Annotated in this window: 16 protein-coding genes; all 16 read left to right on the forward strand. The window is 53.3% G+C overall.

The annotated features are described in order from the left end of the window. Positions 1-1,392 (forward strand): UDP-N-acetylmuramoyl-L-alanine--D-glutamate ligase, encoded by a 1,392-nt coding sequence (murD, locus tag JET16_RS19280; RefSeq protein ID WP_199619003.1) that lies wholly within the window; start codon positions 1-3, stop codon positions 1,390-1,392. Between the two features lie 68 nt (positions 1,393-1,460). Next, on the forward strand, positions 1,461-2,552 hold the full coding sequence (gene spoVE / locus JET16_RS19285) for a stage V sporulation protein E (RefSeq protein ID WP_199619006.1): 1,092 nt from the start codon (positions 1,461-1,463) through the stop codon (positions 2,550-2,552). A 203-nt stretch (positions 2,553-2,755) separates the two neighbouring features. Next, positions 2,756-3,661 carry a UDP-N-acetylmuramate dehydrogenase gene (murB, locus tag JET16_RS19290; protein WP_199619009.1) on the forward strand — a complete coding sequence of 302 codons (906 nt, stop codon included), beginning with the start codon at positions 2,756-2,758 and terminating at the stop codon, positions 3,659-3,661. A gap of 16 nt (positions 3,662-3,677) precedes the next feature. Further along, positions 3,678-4,958, forward strand: a complete 1,281-nt coding sequence (murA, locus tag JET16_RS19295) for a UDP-N-acetylglucosamine 1-carboxyvinyltransferase (protein WP_199619021.1) — start codon at positions 3,678-3,680, stop codon at positions 4,956-4,958. Positions 4,959-5,079: 121 nt separating this feature from the next. Then, complete coding sequence (locus JET16_RS19300; RefSeq protein WP_199619023.1) at positions 5,080-5,874, forward strand: cell division protein FtsQ/DivIB; 795 nt, start codon at positions 5,080-5,082, stop codon at positions 5,872-5,874. Positions 5,875-6,063: 189 nt separating this feature from the next. Beyond that, positions 6,064-7,302, forward strand: a complete 1,239-nt coding sequence (ftsA, locus tag JET16_RS19305; protein ID WP_199619025.1) for a cell division protein FtsA — start codon at positions 6,064-6,066, stop codon at positions 7,300-7,302. A 21-nt stretch (positions 7,303-7,323) separates the two neighbouring features. Further along, positions 7,324-8,442 carry a cell division protein FtsZ gene (gene ftsZ, locus JET16_RS19310; protein WP_199619027.1) on the forward strand — a complete coding sequence of 373 codons (1,119 nt, stop codon included), beginning with the start codon at positions 7,324-7,326 and terminating at the stop codon, positions 8,440-8,442. Between the two features lie 245 nt (positions 8,443-8,687). Then, positions 8,688-9,614 (forward strand): sigma-E processing peptidase SpoIIGA, encoded by a 927-nt coding sequence (gene spoIIGA / locus JET16_RS19315; RefSeq protein ID WP_199619029.1) that lies wholly within the window; start codon positions 8,688-8,690, stop codon positions 9,612-9,614. A gap of 45 nt (positions 9,615-9,659) precedes the next feature. Further along, on the forward strand, positions 9,660-10,382 hold the full coding sequence (sigE, locus tag JET16_RS19320) for an RNA polymerase sporulation sigma factor SigE (RefSeq protein WP_199619031.1): 723 nt from the start codon (positions 9,660-9,662) through the stop codon (positions 10,380-10,382). Positions 10,383-10,502: 120 nt separating this feature from the next. Beyond that, positions 10,503-11,285: an RNA polymerase sporulation sigma factor SigG gene (gene sigG, locus JET16_RS19325; protein WP_199619034.1), complete on the forward strand. Its 783-nt coding sequence runs from the start codon at positions 10,503-10,505 to the stop codon at positions 11,283-11,285. Positions 11,286-11,463: 178 nt separating this feature from the next. Next, on the forward strand, positions 11,464-11,829 hold the full coding sequence (locus tag JET16_RS19330; protein ID WP_199619037.1) for a YlmC/YmxH family sporulation protein: 366 nt from the start codon (positions 11,464-11,466) through the stop codon (positions 11,827-11,829). A 133-nt stretch (positions 11,830-11,962) separates the two neighbouring features. Then, entirely contained in the window at positions 11,963-12,829 is an 867-nt protein-coding gene (gene pgeF, locus JET16_RS19335) for a peptidoglycan editing factor PgeF (RefSeq protein ID WP_233531906.1), read from the forward strand. Continuing rightward, positions 12,826-13,524 carry a YggS family pyridoxal phosphate-dependent enzyme gene (locus tag JET16_RS19340; protein ID WP_199619039.1) on the forward strand — a complete coding sequence of 233 codons (699 nt, stop codon included), beginning with the start codon at positions 12,826-12,828 and terminating at the stop codon, positions 13,522-13,524. The genes pgeF and JET16_RS19340 overlap by 4 nt, the downstream gene beginning before the upstream one ends. Before the next feature lie 19 nt (positions 13,525-13,543). Further along, entirely contained in the window at positions 13,544-13,966 is a 423-nt protein-coding gene (locus JET16_RS19345) for a cell division protein SepF (protein WP_199619267.1), read from the forward strand. Between the two features lie 38 nt (positions 13,967-14,004). Next, positions 14,005-14,292 (forward strand): YggT family protein, encoded by a 288-nt coding sequence (locus JET16_RS19350; RefSeq protein WP_267908721.1) that lies wholly within the window; start codon positions 14,005-14,007, stop codon positions 14,290-14,292. Between the two features lie 4 nt (positions 14,293-14,296). Then, positions 14,297-15,079 carry a YlmH family RNA-binding protein gene (locus tag JET16_RS19355; RefSeq protein ID WP_199619041.1) on the forward strand — a complete coding sequence of 261 codons (783 nt, stop codon included), beginning with the start codon at positions 14,297-14,299 and terminating at the stop codon, positions 15,077-15,079. The last annotated feature ends 24 nt before the right edge of the window (positions 15,080-15,103 follow it).

The following is a 15,103-nucleotide window of genomic DNA, read 5'->3' on the forward strand; positions in this document are numbered from 1 at the left end:
ATGCTCCATCCGGACGGGTATAAAGACCGCCGGGTCGTCTTACTCGGACTCGCCAGAAGCGGTGTGGCTGTAGCCGAATTGTTTCATCGGGCGGGCGCTCGGGTTACCGTCAACGATAAGAAAGACCGGTCTGCATGCCCTGAAGCCGCCCAATTGGAGGCTCTGGGTATTTCTGTTATATTCGGACATCATCCGGAAGACCTCATTGACGCGGATGTGAGCCTCGTTGTCAAAAATCCGGGCATCCCGTATTCGATACAACCGATCCAACAGGCGCTTCGGCTCGGAATCCAAGTCGTGACGGAAGTTGAAGTCGCGCACCACATATGTCCTGCTCCGATCATCGGCATTACCGGTTCGAACGGGAAAACGACGACTACGACGCTTGTGCACTTGATGTTGACGGAATCCGGCAAGGATGCCGTTGTCGCCGGAAATATCGGCAGAGCGTTGACCGAGGCGGCTTTGGCTGCGCATCCGGAGCAGTGGATCGTTGCGGAGCTCAGCTCTTTTCAATTGAAAGGGACGGTCGACTTCCATCCGAGAATCGCCTGCCTGTTAAATTTGTACGAAACGCACTTGGATTATCATGAAACGATGGAAGATTACGCGGCATCGAAATCGAAGCTGTTTCGAAATCTTGCTCCCGAAGATACGGCCGTGATGAATTGGGACGACGATTATTGCCGGTCGCTGCTGCCTGAAATCAAAGCGGGCGTGCTGCCTTTTTCCTTCAAACACTCGTTGGAAAAAGGCGTATACATCGAACGAAATCATGTCGTATACGCGGACGGCAGCGGAACGTCGCATACTATAGTCCCTTTGTCGGGCATCGCGATGAAGGGCGATTTCAATGTCGAGAACGCGCTGGCCGCCGCTGCCGTCGCCTTGTCTGCCGGGGCCGATGCAGCCGCGATCGCCCGGGTGTTAAGCTCGTTCCGCGGCGTGGAGCATCGGCTGGAGTTCGTCAGGGAGTTGAACGGAGTCAGTTTCTATAACAATTCCAAGGCGACGAATCCGGCGGCGACGATCAAATCGATAGAAGCGTTCGGAGACGAGCCGATCGTTCTTATTTGCGGCGGTCAGGACCGCAAATCCGAGTTCATGGAGCTTCTGCCGGTGTTTCGCGAACGCGTGAAGGCTGTAGTTACGTTAGGAGAGACCCGTTTCAAGCTGGATCATATTGCGGAACTCGCGGGATTAACAAAGCGGAAAACCGTCGAAACTGAAGACATGCCGGAAACAGCGATCCGGCAAGCGGTGGAGGCGGCCTACGCTTTCGCGGAGCCCGGCGGTGTCGTATTGTTGTCGCCGGCTTGCGCGAGTTGGGATATGTTTCCTTCCTATGAGGAAAGGGGACGCATGTTTAAGCATTCGGTGCATACCTTGTAATAGGGGTTGTACAAGGCCGCTTTATCTTGTGCCGCCGCTACGCCACAGTGTGAAGAGGTGTGTCTCGAATGACGAAAAACCGTTCCGTGCCAGACGTATACATATTGCTGGCCACTCTAGGATTGCTTGGCATAGGCGTCGTAATGGTGTACAGCGCGAGCGCGGTATTGGCGTTCCACGAATACGGCGACTCGTATTACTACTTGAAGAGGCAGTTAATCTTTGCGGGTCTCGGACTCGTCGCGATGTATTTTGCTATGAATCTCGATTATTGGGTGCTGAAAAAATATGCGAACGTCGGATTGCTCGTCTGTTTTTTTCTGCTCGTAATCGTCCTGCTTGTCGGCACCGAGCGGGGCGGTGCAAAAAGCTGGCTTGGAGTCGGCAGTTTCGGGATACAGCCGTCGGAATTTATGAAGCTTGCCATGGTCGTCTTTATGGCGAAGCTTTTGTCGGAAAGCCAGGCGATGCTGTCGAGATTTACGACCGGGCTGCTGCCGCCGCTCGGACTTCTGGGGTTGGCTTTCGGGCTCATCATGCTTCAACCGGACCTCGGCTCCGGAGCGGTGCTTGTCGGGTCGACGATGATCATCATTTATACGGCCGGAGCGAGAATCTCCCATCTTTCCTTCTTGGCTCTTGTTGGTGTCGCGGGTTTTGTCGGGCTTATCCTTACCGCTCCTTACCGGATGGCACGGATCACAGGTTTTCTGAATCCATGGTCCGATCCGCTCGGAACGGGATACCAAATCATCCAATCGTTATATGCGATCGGGCCGGGAGGTCTCGTCGGTTTGGGGCTTGGCGCCAGCCGTCAAAAGCACAGCTATTTGCCGGAACCGCAGACGGATTTCATCTTCTCCATTGTGGCCGAAGAGCTCGGATTTATCGGAGGTTCGCTTGTGCTGTTATTGTTCTTGCTGCTCGTATGGCGCGGCATGCGCACCGCGATCACGGCGCCCGATACGTTCGGCAGTTTGCTGGCGGTCGGCATTATCGGCATTTTTGCGGTACAAGTTTTCATTAATATCGGAGTAGTCATCGGCATGCTGCCGGTTACGGGCATTACGCTTCCGCTCATATCGGCCGGTGGATCGTCGCTCACGTTGTTATTGACGGCGATCGGCATATTATTGAACGTGTCCCGCTATTCCCGGTGACGCATCGGGCCGGTCCGGCCTTGGGCTTTTTTCCATATTGAAGGAAAGTCTTATGGGCTACTGTCACACTCTCTTCGGACGGAACATACTATATCGCATGACTGAACCGTCAGAGTTGTTAGCGCCATGCTTCTTGATGAACGACCGGGAAGCAAAACCAGCAAGGCTTTCCCACAAGCAATCATAGCAAGGAGGTACGACCCGTGAAGCAGCTCATTGAGCAACTGCGTGGTTCCGAAGTCGGGGACATTTATCCGAATGAACCGCTGGCTCCTCATACGACTTGGAAAATAGGAGGGCCGTGCGACGTCCTCGTTGTCCCGAAGGGCAAGCGGGAGCTCGCGGAAACGATCCGTATCGCCGCGGAGCGCAATGTTCCTTGGACGACGATCGGGCGCGGTTCGAACTTACTCGTATCCGACAAAGGCATTTCCGGGATCGTCATCAAGCTTGGGAAAGCGTTCGACTACGTCAGGTTTGAAGACACTCTGGTCATCGCCGGGGGAGCGTATTCGTTCATCAAGCTTTCCCTCATGACAGGCAGAGAAGGACTCGCCGGCATGGAATTCGCAGGGGGTATTCCAGGCAGCGTAGGCGGCGCCGTCTATATGAACGCGGGGGCGCACGGTTCTGACGTTTCACGCATTCTGAAATCCGCCGAAGTGGTGTTGGAAGACGGACAATTGGCGGTGTGGAACGCGGAAGATTTCCGTTTCGGTTACCGGCATTCGGCATTGCAAGGGACTCGTGCGGTCGTAACGGAAGCCGTATTTGCACTCGCGCACGGGAACCGGTTGGAAATTGCCGGCGCCATCGCGGCCTACAAGGAACGGCGGCTCCGTACGCAGCCCTTTACGGAGCCGTGCGCGGGCAGCGTGTTCCGCAATCCGGAAGGCACGTTTGCCGCGAAGCTGATCGAAGAAGCCGGTATGAAAGGCACGCGCGTAGGCGGCGCGGAAATATCCGAGTTACACGCCAATTTTATCGTTAACACCGGGAACGCAACGGCGGAAGATGTGCTTGCCTTAATGAAACTGATCCAACAAACCGTTGAACAGAAGTTCGGTATTCGATTGGTTCCGGAAGTGTTGGAGGTGGGCGAGCGCTAATTCCGGAGGTGGAACATTGGAGAAACTGGTGATTGAAGGCGGGCGGCCTTTACAAGGAACGGCACGCATCGAAGGAGCAAAGAACGCGGCGCTGCCGATTCTTGCCGCCAGCTTGCTGGCGGATGGCAAAGTAAATATCGAAAATGTGCCCGATTTGCTGGACATCCATGTGATGCTGGATATATTACGCGCACTTGGCGCTCGTGCGTCCTATTCCGGCATGTCGGCGGCGGTCGACGCTTCGACGGTTCGCTCTTCCGAAATTCCCGAGGCGTTAATGAACAAGATGCGCTCTTCTATTTTTCTCATGGGGCCGCTTCTCGCGCGATTCGGGGAAGTGACCGTGTACCAGCCCGGAGGCTGCGCGATCGGAGAACGGAAAATCGACCTCCATTTAAGAGGCTTGCAAGCGCTTGGAGCAACGATAACCGAATCCGGAAACCGGATCGAATGCCGCGCGGCAAAGCTGAAAGGGGCCGATGTACTTCTCGATTTTCCGAGCGTCGGGGCTACGGAAAACATTATGATGGCTGCGGTCACTGCGGAGGGCATTACAACGATATCGAACGCGGCGAGAGAGCCGGAGATTTGGGATTTGCAGCAGTTTTTGAACAAAATGGGCTCGAAGATCATCGGCGCGGGCACGGATACGATTACCATCGAAGGGGTCAAGAAGCTGTCCCCTTGCGTGCATAAAATCATCCCGGACCGGATTGTAACGGGCACGCTGATGGTCGCGGCCGCGGCGACGAAAGGGAATATTACGCTGGAAGGCGTCGTGCCCGGACATCTCACGTCGGTCATACATGTCCTTCGCAGAGCGGGTGTTCAAATCGCGATCGACGATGATATAATGAACGTTAGCGGAGCTGGGCGTCCGCGAGCGGTTGAGAGAATCGTTACGAGCCCGTATCCTTCGTTTCCTACCGATTTGCAGGCCCAAATGATGGTGCTGCTCTCGCTCGCCGACGGCTTAAGCGTGATGAAGGAGACCGTGTTCGAGGGCCGGTATAAACATGTGCATGAGTTATGCGCTATGGGAGCCGACATCCGGATGGACGGCAATTCCGCTCTAATCAGAGGCGTACCACGATTGTACGGAGCATCGGTCGAAGCGACCGATTTGCGGGCCGGCGCAGCGTTGGTAATCGCGGGCTTGGCCGCGAAAGGCCGAACGGTCATCGATCAAATTCATCATATCGACCGCGGTTACGAATCGATTGAGAATACGTTCAACAGTCTAGGCGGCCAGATCGAACGAACGGTAACGCTGTCTCAAGATCGAATCGCTTTGTAACACATTTACTGTCCTCACATTTCGCGTCCCTTCCCAGGCTATGGGAGGGACTCCTGTTTTTCCTCCATTTGGACAAGTGTACCTTATCAAGACACCGTGAAGCTATAAGGTGGTGTTTTCCGTGAGTCAGCTTCAATCTATGCCGGTCGTTCGCGAGACGCGTCCGCGGCGAAGAGGGAACAGGAAGCTGTTATTCCTGCTTTTCGTGTTTTTTATATCGTTGATGGGCGTGCTGTTCTTTCAATCCTCCTTCAGCAAGATCCACAGGCTCGAGGTGCAAGGGTACCGGCTGCTGTCCGAGGCGGACATTTTGGAGGCGGCGGGGATAAAACCGGGAGACCATTTCTTTGCCGTCGGCGCCCGGGAGATGGAGCGGAGAATCGAACTGCTGCAAGTCGTGGATTCAGCGACCGTGGTCAAACGGTTTCCGGGCAGCGTTGAAATTTCGGTTAAAGAATATCCTGTCGTCGCATTGGAACTGAATGCCGAAGGGGCTCTTGTCGGACTGTTATCCAACGGATTCTCCGTCGCTTATGCGGAAAGCATGAACGCGGCGCCGCGGCCGCTTCTGACCGGATGGGAAGACGACAAGCTGAAGAAGAGTCTTTGCCGGGTGCTGGGAACGATTGCGCCCGAGCTGTTGTCGGACGTGTCGGAAATTCGCCCGAGCCCGAAACAAAGCTATAACGACCGGATATTGATCTACACAAGATCGCATTACGAAGTTATTACGCGTATTTCATATTTGGCCGAAAAAATTTCTCTCCTTGACGATTATGTATATGAGATGAAAAGCAGCGGCAGAACGACGGGACGCATCGTATTGCTGGAAACGGATCACGGGGAAACTTTCGAGCAGGCGCAGTCCCCGGATTCTAGCGAAGATACGGAATTGGAAAAAGAGACTATTCAATAGATTTATAACATGTTAGAATTGAAAGTATGGGTTTTGGCGACTTATCCCGCGCAAATACGGCAAATTCCATGAAAAACCTGTATAAATTGAAAGGTGAAAAAGAGGGAAAAGCAGTCTCATGTTGAATAAGTATACAGTTCTAGTCTGTTTCAGCCATCAGTCTTTACAATTGCGGGAGGTGCCAACGCTTTGAGCGGCAACGACATCATTGTGAGCTTGGACATCGGGACATCCAAAGTCCGCGCCATCATTGGAGAAGTGACGGGCGGCTCCATTAATATCGTCGGTGTCGGCTCCGTCGATTCCGAAGGAATTCGTAAAGGAGCCATCGTTGATATAGATCAGACGGTGCAATCGATTAAAAGCGCGGTGGACCATTCCGAGCGGATGGTCGGCGTTCAAATTTCAGAAGTGTTCGTCGGTATTTCCGGGAACCATATCCAATTGCAATCCAGCCACGGCGTAGTCGCGGTTTCGAACGAAGACCGGGAGATCAGCACGGAAGATATCGAACGGGTGCTGCAGGCGGCGAAGGTGATCGCCCTTCCGCCCGAACGTGAAATAATCGGAATCGTTCCGAAGCAATATATCGTTGACGGCTTGGAAGGCATACAAGATCCGCGGGGCATGATCGGGGTCCGCTTGGAAGTCGAAGCGACGGTCATCACCGGAGCAAAGACTTCGATACATAACTTGATCAGATGCGTGGAGAAGGCTGATCTCAAAGTTGCCGGCCTCATCTTGATGCCTTTGGCAACCGGATACATGGCGCTGTCCAAAGACGAGAAGCAGCTGGGCACGGTGCTTGTGGATATCGGCGCCGGCGCAACTACGATTTCCGTCTTCCAAGGCGGCAATTTGACAGCCACTTCCACGCTGCCGATCGGCGGAGAGTTTATTACGAACGATATCTCCATCGGGCTGCGCACGCAGTTCGAGATTGCCGAGAAGATCAAATTAAAGTACGGCTGCGCATTTATCGAAGACGCCGCCGAGGATCAGACTTTCAAAGTGACCCGCATCGGTTCGAACGTTGAGAAAGAATTTTCGCAAGTGGATTTGGCCAGTATCATCGAGCCCAGGGTTCAGGAAATATTCGAACTGATTAAGGCGGAAGTCAAGCGGTTGAAGCCGAACGGGGATTTGCCCGGAGGTTACGTGTTGACCGGAGGCGCCGCATCGATGCCCGCGATCCTGCAGGTTGCGCAGTCGGTATTGGACACTTCGGTTCGCATTGCGATTCCCGATTACGTCGGCGTGCGCGATCCCGCATATGCAAGCGGCGTCGGCATCATTCCTTACGTCGCCAAGTATCTGCGCTCAAGAAGCATGGTCTCCGTTAAGAAAGCGCCCGGCCGTAAATCGGCTTCGCCGGACAAGCCGGGTCTGATCGAACGGTTCAAAAATTGGTTCAACGAGTTTATTTAGTGGCAAGGGGGAGACTTTAGCATGTTGGAATTTGACATTGACATGGACCAATTGGCGCAAATTAAAGTGATCGGCGTAGGCGGCGGCGGAAGCAACGCGGTCAACCGCATGATCGATAACGGCGTCAAAGGCGTTGAATTTATTACTGTAAATACGGACGCGCAAGCGCTTCACTTGGCAAAGTCCGAAGCGAAGCTGCAAATAGGTGATAAATTAACCCGAGGACTTGGTGCCGGTGCAAACCCGGATGTAGGCAAGAAGGCTGCGGAGGAGTCCCGCGACATCATCACCAACGCGCTGAAAGGCGCGGACATGGTGTTCGTTACGGCCGGAATGGGCGGCGGTACAGGTACGGGCGCGGCTCCGGTTATCGCGGAAATCGCGCGCGAATGCGGAGCGTTGACCGTCGGAGTCGTAACCCGGCCGTTCACCTTCGAGGGACGCAAGCGCCAAGCGCAAGCGGAAATCGGCATAGCGGCGCTGAAAGAGAAAGTGGATACGCTTATTATTATTCCGAACGACCGGCTGCTTGAAATCGTCGACAAGAAGACGCCGATGCTCGAAGCATTCCGCGAAGCGGACAACGTGCTTCGCCAGGGCGTTCAAGGCATCTCCGACTTGATCGCGGTTCCCGGTTTGATAAACCTGGACTTCGCCGACGTCAAGACGATCATGACCGAACGCGGTTCGGCGCTGATGGGCATCGGCCGGGCAAGCGGCGAAAACCGGGCCGCGGACGCGGCTAAGAAAGCGATCATGAGCCCGCTGCTCGAAACGTCCATCGAAGGCGCGCGGGGAGTCATTATGAACATTACCGGCGGCGCCGACCTCAGCTTGTACGAAGTGAACGAAGCGGCGGAAATCGTGATCGCGGCTGCGGATCCTGAAGTGAACATGATCTTCGGCGCGATTATCGACGAAAACTTGAAGGAAGAAATTAAAGTGACGGTCATCGCAACCGGATTTGAACATAAACCGGGGCAACCCGCGGCACGCAAGCCTTCAGCGGCACCTGAACCGCATCAGGAGCAGCGCTCGTCTCACCTGCGTCCGTTCAATTCGGGCAATACCGCCGGCGGAGATCAACTGGATATTCCGACCTTCTTGCGGAACCGTAATAAGAACTTGTTGGACGATTAGTACGGAAAATAAAGCCTTGCTTGGCGATTTTACTTTGCGCCCTGCGAGGTTTTTTTGCTGTCTAAGGGCTTTTGAAGACGAGTTAACCTATCCAATAAGCTGGTTATGCTGACTAACGATATATTCGACAAAAAAACCGATGTTTTTACAGCACAATTAGACAGACTTTGGGCAAGGATTTCGTTATACTAGCTTTCGTGGACGGTATGGTACTCGCCCGGCAACGGATGGAGGCGAGGTCAATTATGGTCGTGTACGTGGATATCGTTTTTCTCACTAACTTCGTTCTCGATTTTGGACTTCTTCTCGCAACGGCGCACGTGCGCAAAATTAAGCCGAACCTATGGCGAGTCGGATTCGCTTCGCTCATCGGCGCTTCGTATGTGATCATGATGTTCATACCGGCGTTATCTTTTTTTTACACGTTTGTAGTAAAATGTTTATTTTCCGCCGCCATGATTATGACGGCTTTCGGCTATAAAACTTTAGGCCGATTCGGCGGAACGTTGGCGGCATTCTACGGCGTTAACTTCGCGGCTGCGGGAACGATATTGGGCATTCACTATGTCACGCGCTCGCCCAACGACATTGTAAACGGGATCGTATTCTCGCAAACCGGCGGAGCTATGCATACACTTGGCATCAGTATGTGGTTCGTGTTATTTATGGCCGTCCTCGGCATACTGTGGTTCCGGTTCGTTCACTCCGGGGCGAAGCGGCGCGAGACGAAAGCGCAGTTTCTGACGGAAGTGGAAGTGACCATCGACGAGACAACGATCCGATGCCAAGGACTGATCGACACGGGAAATCACTTGTATGACCCGCTGACGCGTACGCCTGTCATGGTTATGGAAGCATCCTTGTGGGGACGGTTCGTGCCGGAGGAGTGGCTCGAAGCGATCCGTTCGGGGGAAGCCGATGCCATCATTTTGCGATTGGATGAAGAAGGAGAACGCGAGACGTTTCCATGGCGGGATCGTATACGGCTCGTGCCTTACAGGGGAATTAACGGACGAAGCCGATTTATGCTGGCGCTTAAACCGGACACCGTAACGATAATACGAAGCGGTACGCGGACGGAAGTCGACAAAGTGCTGATCGGTCTGGACGGAGGACAACTCAGTTCGGAAGGAGCCTATCAAGCGATCGTGCATCCGGCTTTGGTAGGATGAGGACGGAACCGGACATGCAACACAAGATTCCGAGGGGGAACATGTATGCTGCTGAAATGGAAGCTTATGATGACGATATGGTACTACCGCTTATTGTTCTTGCTTCGCTTAAAGAGCGAAGAAATTTATTATATAGGCGGCAGCGAAGCCCTTCCTCCGCCCCTCACCCGAGAAGAAGAGGAGTACTTGCTCGGCAAGCTTACGACCGGCGATGCCGCGATACGCGCGATGCTCATCGAACGGAATTTGCGTCTGGTCGTATACATAGCGAGGAAGTTTGAAAATACGGGAATCAATATCGAGGACTTGGTGTCGATCGGCACGATCGGCCTGATCAAGGCGGTCAATACGTTCGACCCGGAAAAACGCATCAAACTGGCGACGTATGCATCCAGATGCATTGAGAACGAAATTCTTATGTATTTGCGCAGAAACAGCAAGCTTCGCACGGAAGTGTCGTTCGACGAGCCGCTGAACATCGACTGGGACGGAAACGAGCTTCTGCTTTCCGACGTATTGGGTACGGAGAACGATACGATCTACCGAAATATCGAAGAACAAGTGGACCGCAAGCTGCTTCAGAAGGCTCTCGATAAATTGACCGAACGGGAACGGATCATCATGGAGCTCAGGTTCGGACTGCAGGACGGAGAAGAAAAGACGCAGAAAGACGTGGCGGATATGCTCGGAATCTCGCAATCGTACATTTCGCGGTTGGAAAAGCGAATTATCAAACGGCTCCGTAAAGAGTTTAACAAAATGGTGTGAAATCAACGTTTTTACCCGATGCCCAGCACTTGACTTTTTCGTTGGATTCGTTCAAGAATATTCTCTCATCCCTCGGAGATACTGACTCGTAACGTCTCTCCTTGGGAGGTATTTACAGCAATGACCCGCAACAAAGTTGAGATTTGTGGTGTGGATACTTCAAAACTGCCGGTGTTGACCAACGCCGAGATGCGCGAACTGTTTGTCGCACTCCAGCAGAACAATGAACGTTCCGCTAGGGAGAAACTGGTCAACGGAAACCTGCGTCTGGTGCTTAGCGTCATTCAGCGGTTCAACAACCGTGGCGAATTCGTTGACGACCTGTTCCAAGTGGGTTGCATCGGCTTGATGAAAGCGATCGACAACTTCGATTTAGGCCAGAACGTCAAGTTCTCGACATACGCCGTACCCATGATTATCGGCGAGATTCGGCGGTATTTGCGGGACAATAACCCGATTCGCGTATCCCGGTCGCTTCGTGACATCGCTTATAAGGCGCTGCAGGTGCGGGACAGCTTGACGAACAAAAATTCCCGCGAACCAACCATTCTTGAAATATCGAGGGAATTGAACGTACCGAAGGAGGATGTCGTATTTGCGCTAGATGCGATTCAAGATCCGGTATCGCTCTTCGAGCCGATTTATCAGGACGGCGGCGATCCGATTTATGTAATGGATCAAATCAGCGACGACAGAAGCAAGGACGTTTCCTGGATTGAGGAAATTGCATTGCGTGAAGCGATGCGCAAGCTTAACGAGCGCGAGAAGATGATACTTTCCATGCGGTTTTTCGAAGGGAAAACGCAGATGGAAGTGGCCGAAGAGATCGGCATTTCGCAGGCGCAAGTGTCGAGGCTTGAAAAATCCGCAATCAATCAAATGCAAAAGCATGTGAAAACATAATACGATTATCGATGCCCGACATGCCGGTAAACGCCGGCGTCTCGGGCATGTTTTTTATGCGGCTCGAACAACAGCGGCAATTGTCCGCAAAGAGGGACACTTTTTAGTAAACCGAAGCATATAGTGTAAAGATAGGCGGATATACCGCGCCAAACCTAAGTTGCGTGGTGAGGCTTAAATGAAAATTTCGGACTTTCAAACGAAGGATGTCATTAATATCGTCGACGGCAGAAAGCTTGGACAAATCAGCGATTTGGAGCTCGATTTGCGGGGCGGGCGGATCGACTCGATCGTCGTGCCGAGTCCGGCAAGGTTTTTCGGGTTTTTCGGCGGCGGCGCCGACCTCGTGATTCCATGGCGTTCGATTGTGAAGATCGGGGCGGACGTCGTGCTCGTGAGGATGGATGATCCGCGGGCGTACAGACCGGGCGAAGACGATGCCGAACCGAAAAGCTATCGGGAACGGGAACGAGATCGGGATCGGGATCGGGACCGTTATGACAGGGAACGCGAACGGGACCGGGACCGGGACGTGTACCGGTAACGTGTTTATATCGATCGTTAATCCGGTGTACGGACGAGGGGGGCTTAGGCCGTGCTCCTGTTCGTATGCCGGTTCTTTTTGTGCTAAACTAATGAGCAGATCTACCGGGTTTTCAAACGGGAGGGGAACGCGAATGGCAAACACACGTATGAATAGTGAACCTTTCGCTCACGGGGAACGGAATACCGATTGTTCAGTGTTGTTCCTGAACGAATGGATGGAACGATTTCCGTGGCTGAGCGCCGGATTTACGACCCGTCGCGGAGGAGTGAGCCGGGAGCCTTGGAATACGCTCAATTGTGCCCTTCACGTCGGCGACGCTCCGGAAGACGTTGCCGCCAACCGCATTCGTACGGCCTCCGCCGCGGGGTTTGAATTCGATGCATGGACGTGCGCGGAGCAGGTGCACGGCAGCGATATAGGCATAGTGACGAAAGAGCATCGGGGTGCGGGAAAAATGAGCCGCGAAGACGCCATAGCAGCAAAAGACGGCCTTATAACGAAAGAGCCCGGCATCATGTTAACGGCTTTCTTCGCCGATTGCGTCCCGTTGTGGTTCGTCGACCCCGATCATCGGGCAATCGGCATTGCGCATGCGGGCTGGAGGGGTTCCGTTGCGGATGTCGCAGGGAAGACGGTCGAAGCGATGCGCAGCATATTCGGCTCCGATCCTTCCCGAATGGCGGCCGCCGTCGGGCCTTCCATCGGTTCTTGCTGCTACGAAGTCGACGATTATGTGATCGATCAAGTGAAAGCGGCCGGAGAAATTTCCGGGGACGTGTTCGTTCCCGCATCCGTCCCGGGCAAGTATATGCTGAATTTGTCGAAATATAATGCAAAAAAAATAGCAAAAGCAGGAATTTTGGCGAACCGTATCGAAATAACAGGGTACTGCACAAGTTGTCATACGGACTTGTTCTTTTCGCACCGGAAGGAAGGCGGGAAAACAGGCAGAATGGCTGCATGGATTGCAATACGGGAAGAGGTGACATCGGGATGACGCAACCGCTGCAGCAAGCAATCGCAGAAGTGCAGCTCCGCATCGGGAACGCTTGCGCTCGAAGCGGACGCGACCGGAACGATGTGAATGTCATTGCCGTCACAAAGTACGTGTCACTGGAGCGAACAAGGGAAGCATTACAGTCGGGATTGACTCACGTCGGTGAAAATCGTTGGCAAGACGCCAAAGATAAGTGGGAACATATCGGAGCGTACGGTCATGGCACGTGGCATTTTATCGGTCACCTGCAAACGAACAAAGTGAAGGACGTCATCGGGAAATTTCACTATGTACATTCGTTGGACAGGTTGTCGCTCGCCGAAGAAATCCAGAAGAAGGCCGCAAAGCTTGGTCTAGTCATTCCTTGTTTCGTTCAGCTGAACGTCTCGGGTGAGGACACAAAGTTCGGCTTGCCGCCTCGGGAGCTGTTTGTTTTTCTAAAACAGATCGCCGAATTTCCCAATATTGAAGCGGTAGGACTCATGACGATGGCTCCTCACGAGGAGAACGCGGAGCTTACGAGGCCGGTGTTCCGGGAATTGCGCAGACTGAGGGACGAGGCCAACGAACGGATGGCATATGGCAAACCGTTGACGCATTTGTCGATGGGCATGTCCAACGATTTCGAAATTGCAATCGAAGAAGGAGCGACATGGATTCGTTTAGGGTCCGTGCTGGTGGGTAAAGATGGATAAAGAGCTGGAGGGGAATCGCATGGGTGTAATGAACCGTTTTATGAATTTTTTGGGCTTGCAGGAAGAAGAGGAAATTATCGAACGGGAACAAGCGTATGATACTAATGGGGAACCCGAAGAACACGCCGGGGAAGTCCGTAAAGTTAAAAATAACGTTGTAAGCTTGCACTCCCAGAAAACATCGAAGCTTGTGTTATGCGAGCCGAGAAACTACGAAGAGACGCAAGACATCGCCGATCATCTTCGCATGCGCAAGGGAGTGCTTGTGAATTTGCAGCGCGTGCGGCCGGAGCAAGCGATGCGCATCGTCGATTTTCTGAGCGGCACGGTGTACGCGCTTAACGGCGCGATTTCCAAGGTCGGTCCGAATATTTTCCTGTGTACGCCGGATTCGGTGGAAATTCAAGGAACAATAACGGATATGGTAAACGACAACGCATAATATCATCATCATCATCATCTTGGAGAGGTGGTTCACCTTTGGCTGGAAATATAGCCTTAGAATATCAAATTTTGCAATTCGTCGATGTCATTTACACCATCTATTTTTATATGATCATCGCGTACGTGCTGCTTTCTTGGGTGCCTAACGCGAGGGACAGCTTTGTCGGTAAATTGCTGGGACGGTTTGTGGAACCGTATTTATCCCCGTTCCGCCGTTTCATTCCCGCCATCGGCGGCGTAATCGACATTTCTCCGATCGTGGCGATTTTTGCCCTGCAATTTGTAAAGATGGGCATCTTTGCGATCATCGGATGGCTTCTGTGATAAGATGAAACCGCAGTTGTACGAACATTTCCATCCCGACGAAAAGCCGCTCGTCGATAAGGCGGCCGAATGGGTGGAGGACGCATCACGGCACCACAAAACGAAGAGAACCGATTTTTTGGATCCGAGGCAGGCATACATACTTTCCGCATTGGCCGGTCGCGACGGCGGAGTTGCGCTGCGCCTTGACGGCGGTTATGAAGAAGCGGAACGGATGAGAGCCATCGTAGCGCCCGGTTACGCAGATCTTCAGTATGAGCCGATCGGCATCGACGTGCTCTCAATAACAAGCGGCGACCCGGGTGTAATCGAATTGCAGCACGGCGATTACTTGGGTGCTTTGCTGGGGTTAGGCGTCAAGCGCGACAAAATCGGAGATATCCATGTGCATCAATGGGGCTGCCATATTCTCGTTGCTGAGGAAATGGCGCCTTTCTTCTCTTTGCACCTTTCACAGGTGGGGCGTGTCAGGGTGCAGACGGAAGATTTGCCCGCCGGCCGGCTTCGGCCGGCCGCGCAGCAGTTGGACGAGATGTTTTGCACTGTGGCGTCACTTCGGTTGGATGGGGTCGTCAGCGAAGTAACGCGGCTTTCCCGAGCGAAAGTGCTGCCTCCGATCCAGAACGGCCGCTGCAAAGTAAATTGGAAGCTGGAAGACAATCCGTCCCGTCAATTAACCGAAGGGGACGTTGTCTCTCTTCAAGGGTTCGGGAGATTTAAGCTGTTGGCCGTTGAAGGGTTGTCGAAGAAGGGGCGCATTCGTCTAAAAATCGGGAAATTTGTGTAATAAAGAAGGAATCGCGCGGAACGC

The organism is Paenibacillus alkalitolerans, from assembly GCF_016482785.1.
Lineage (GTDB): Bacteria > Bacillota > Bacilli > Paenibacillales > YIM-B00363 > Paenibacillus_AE > Paenibacillus_AE alkalitolerans.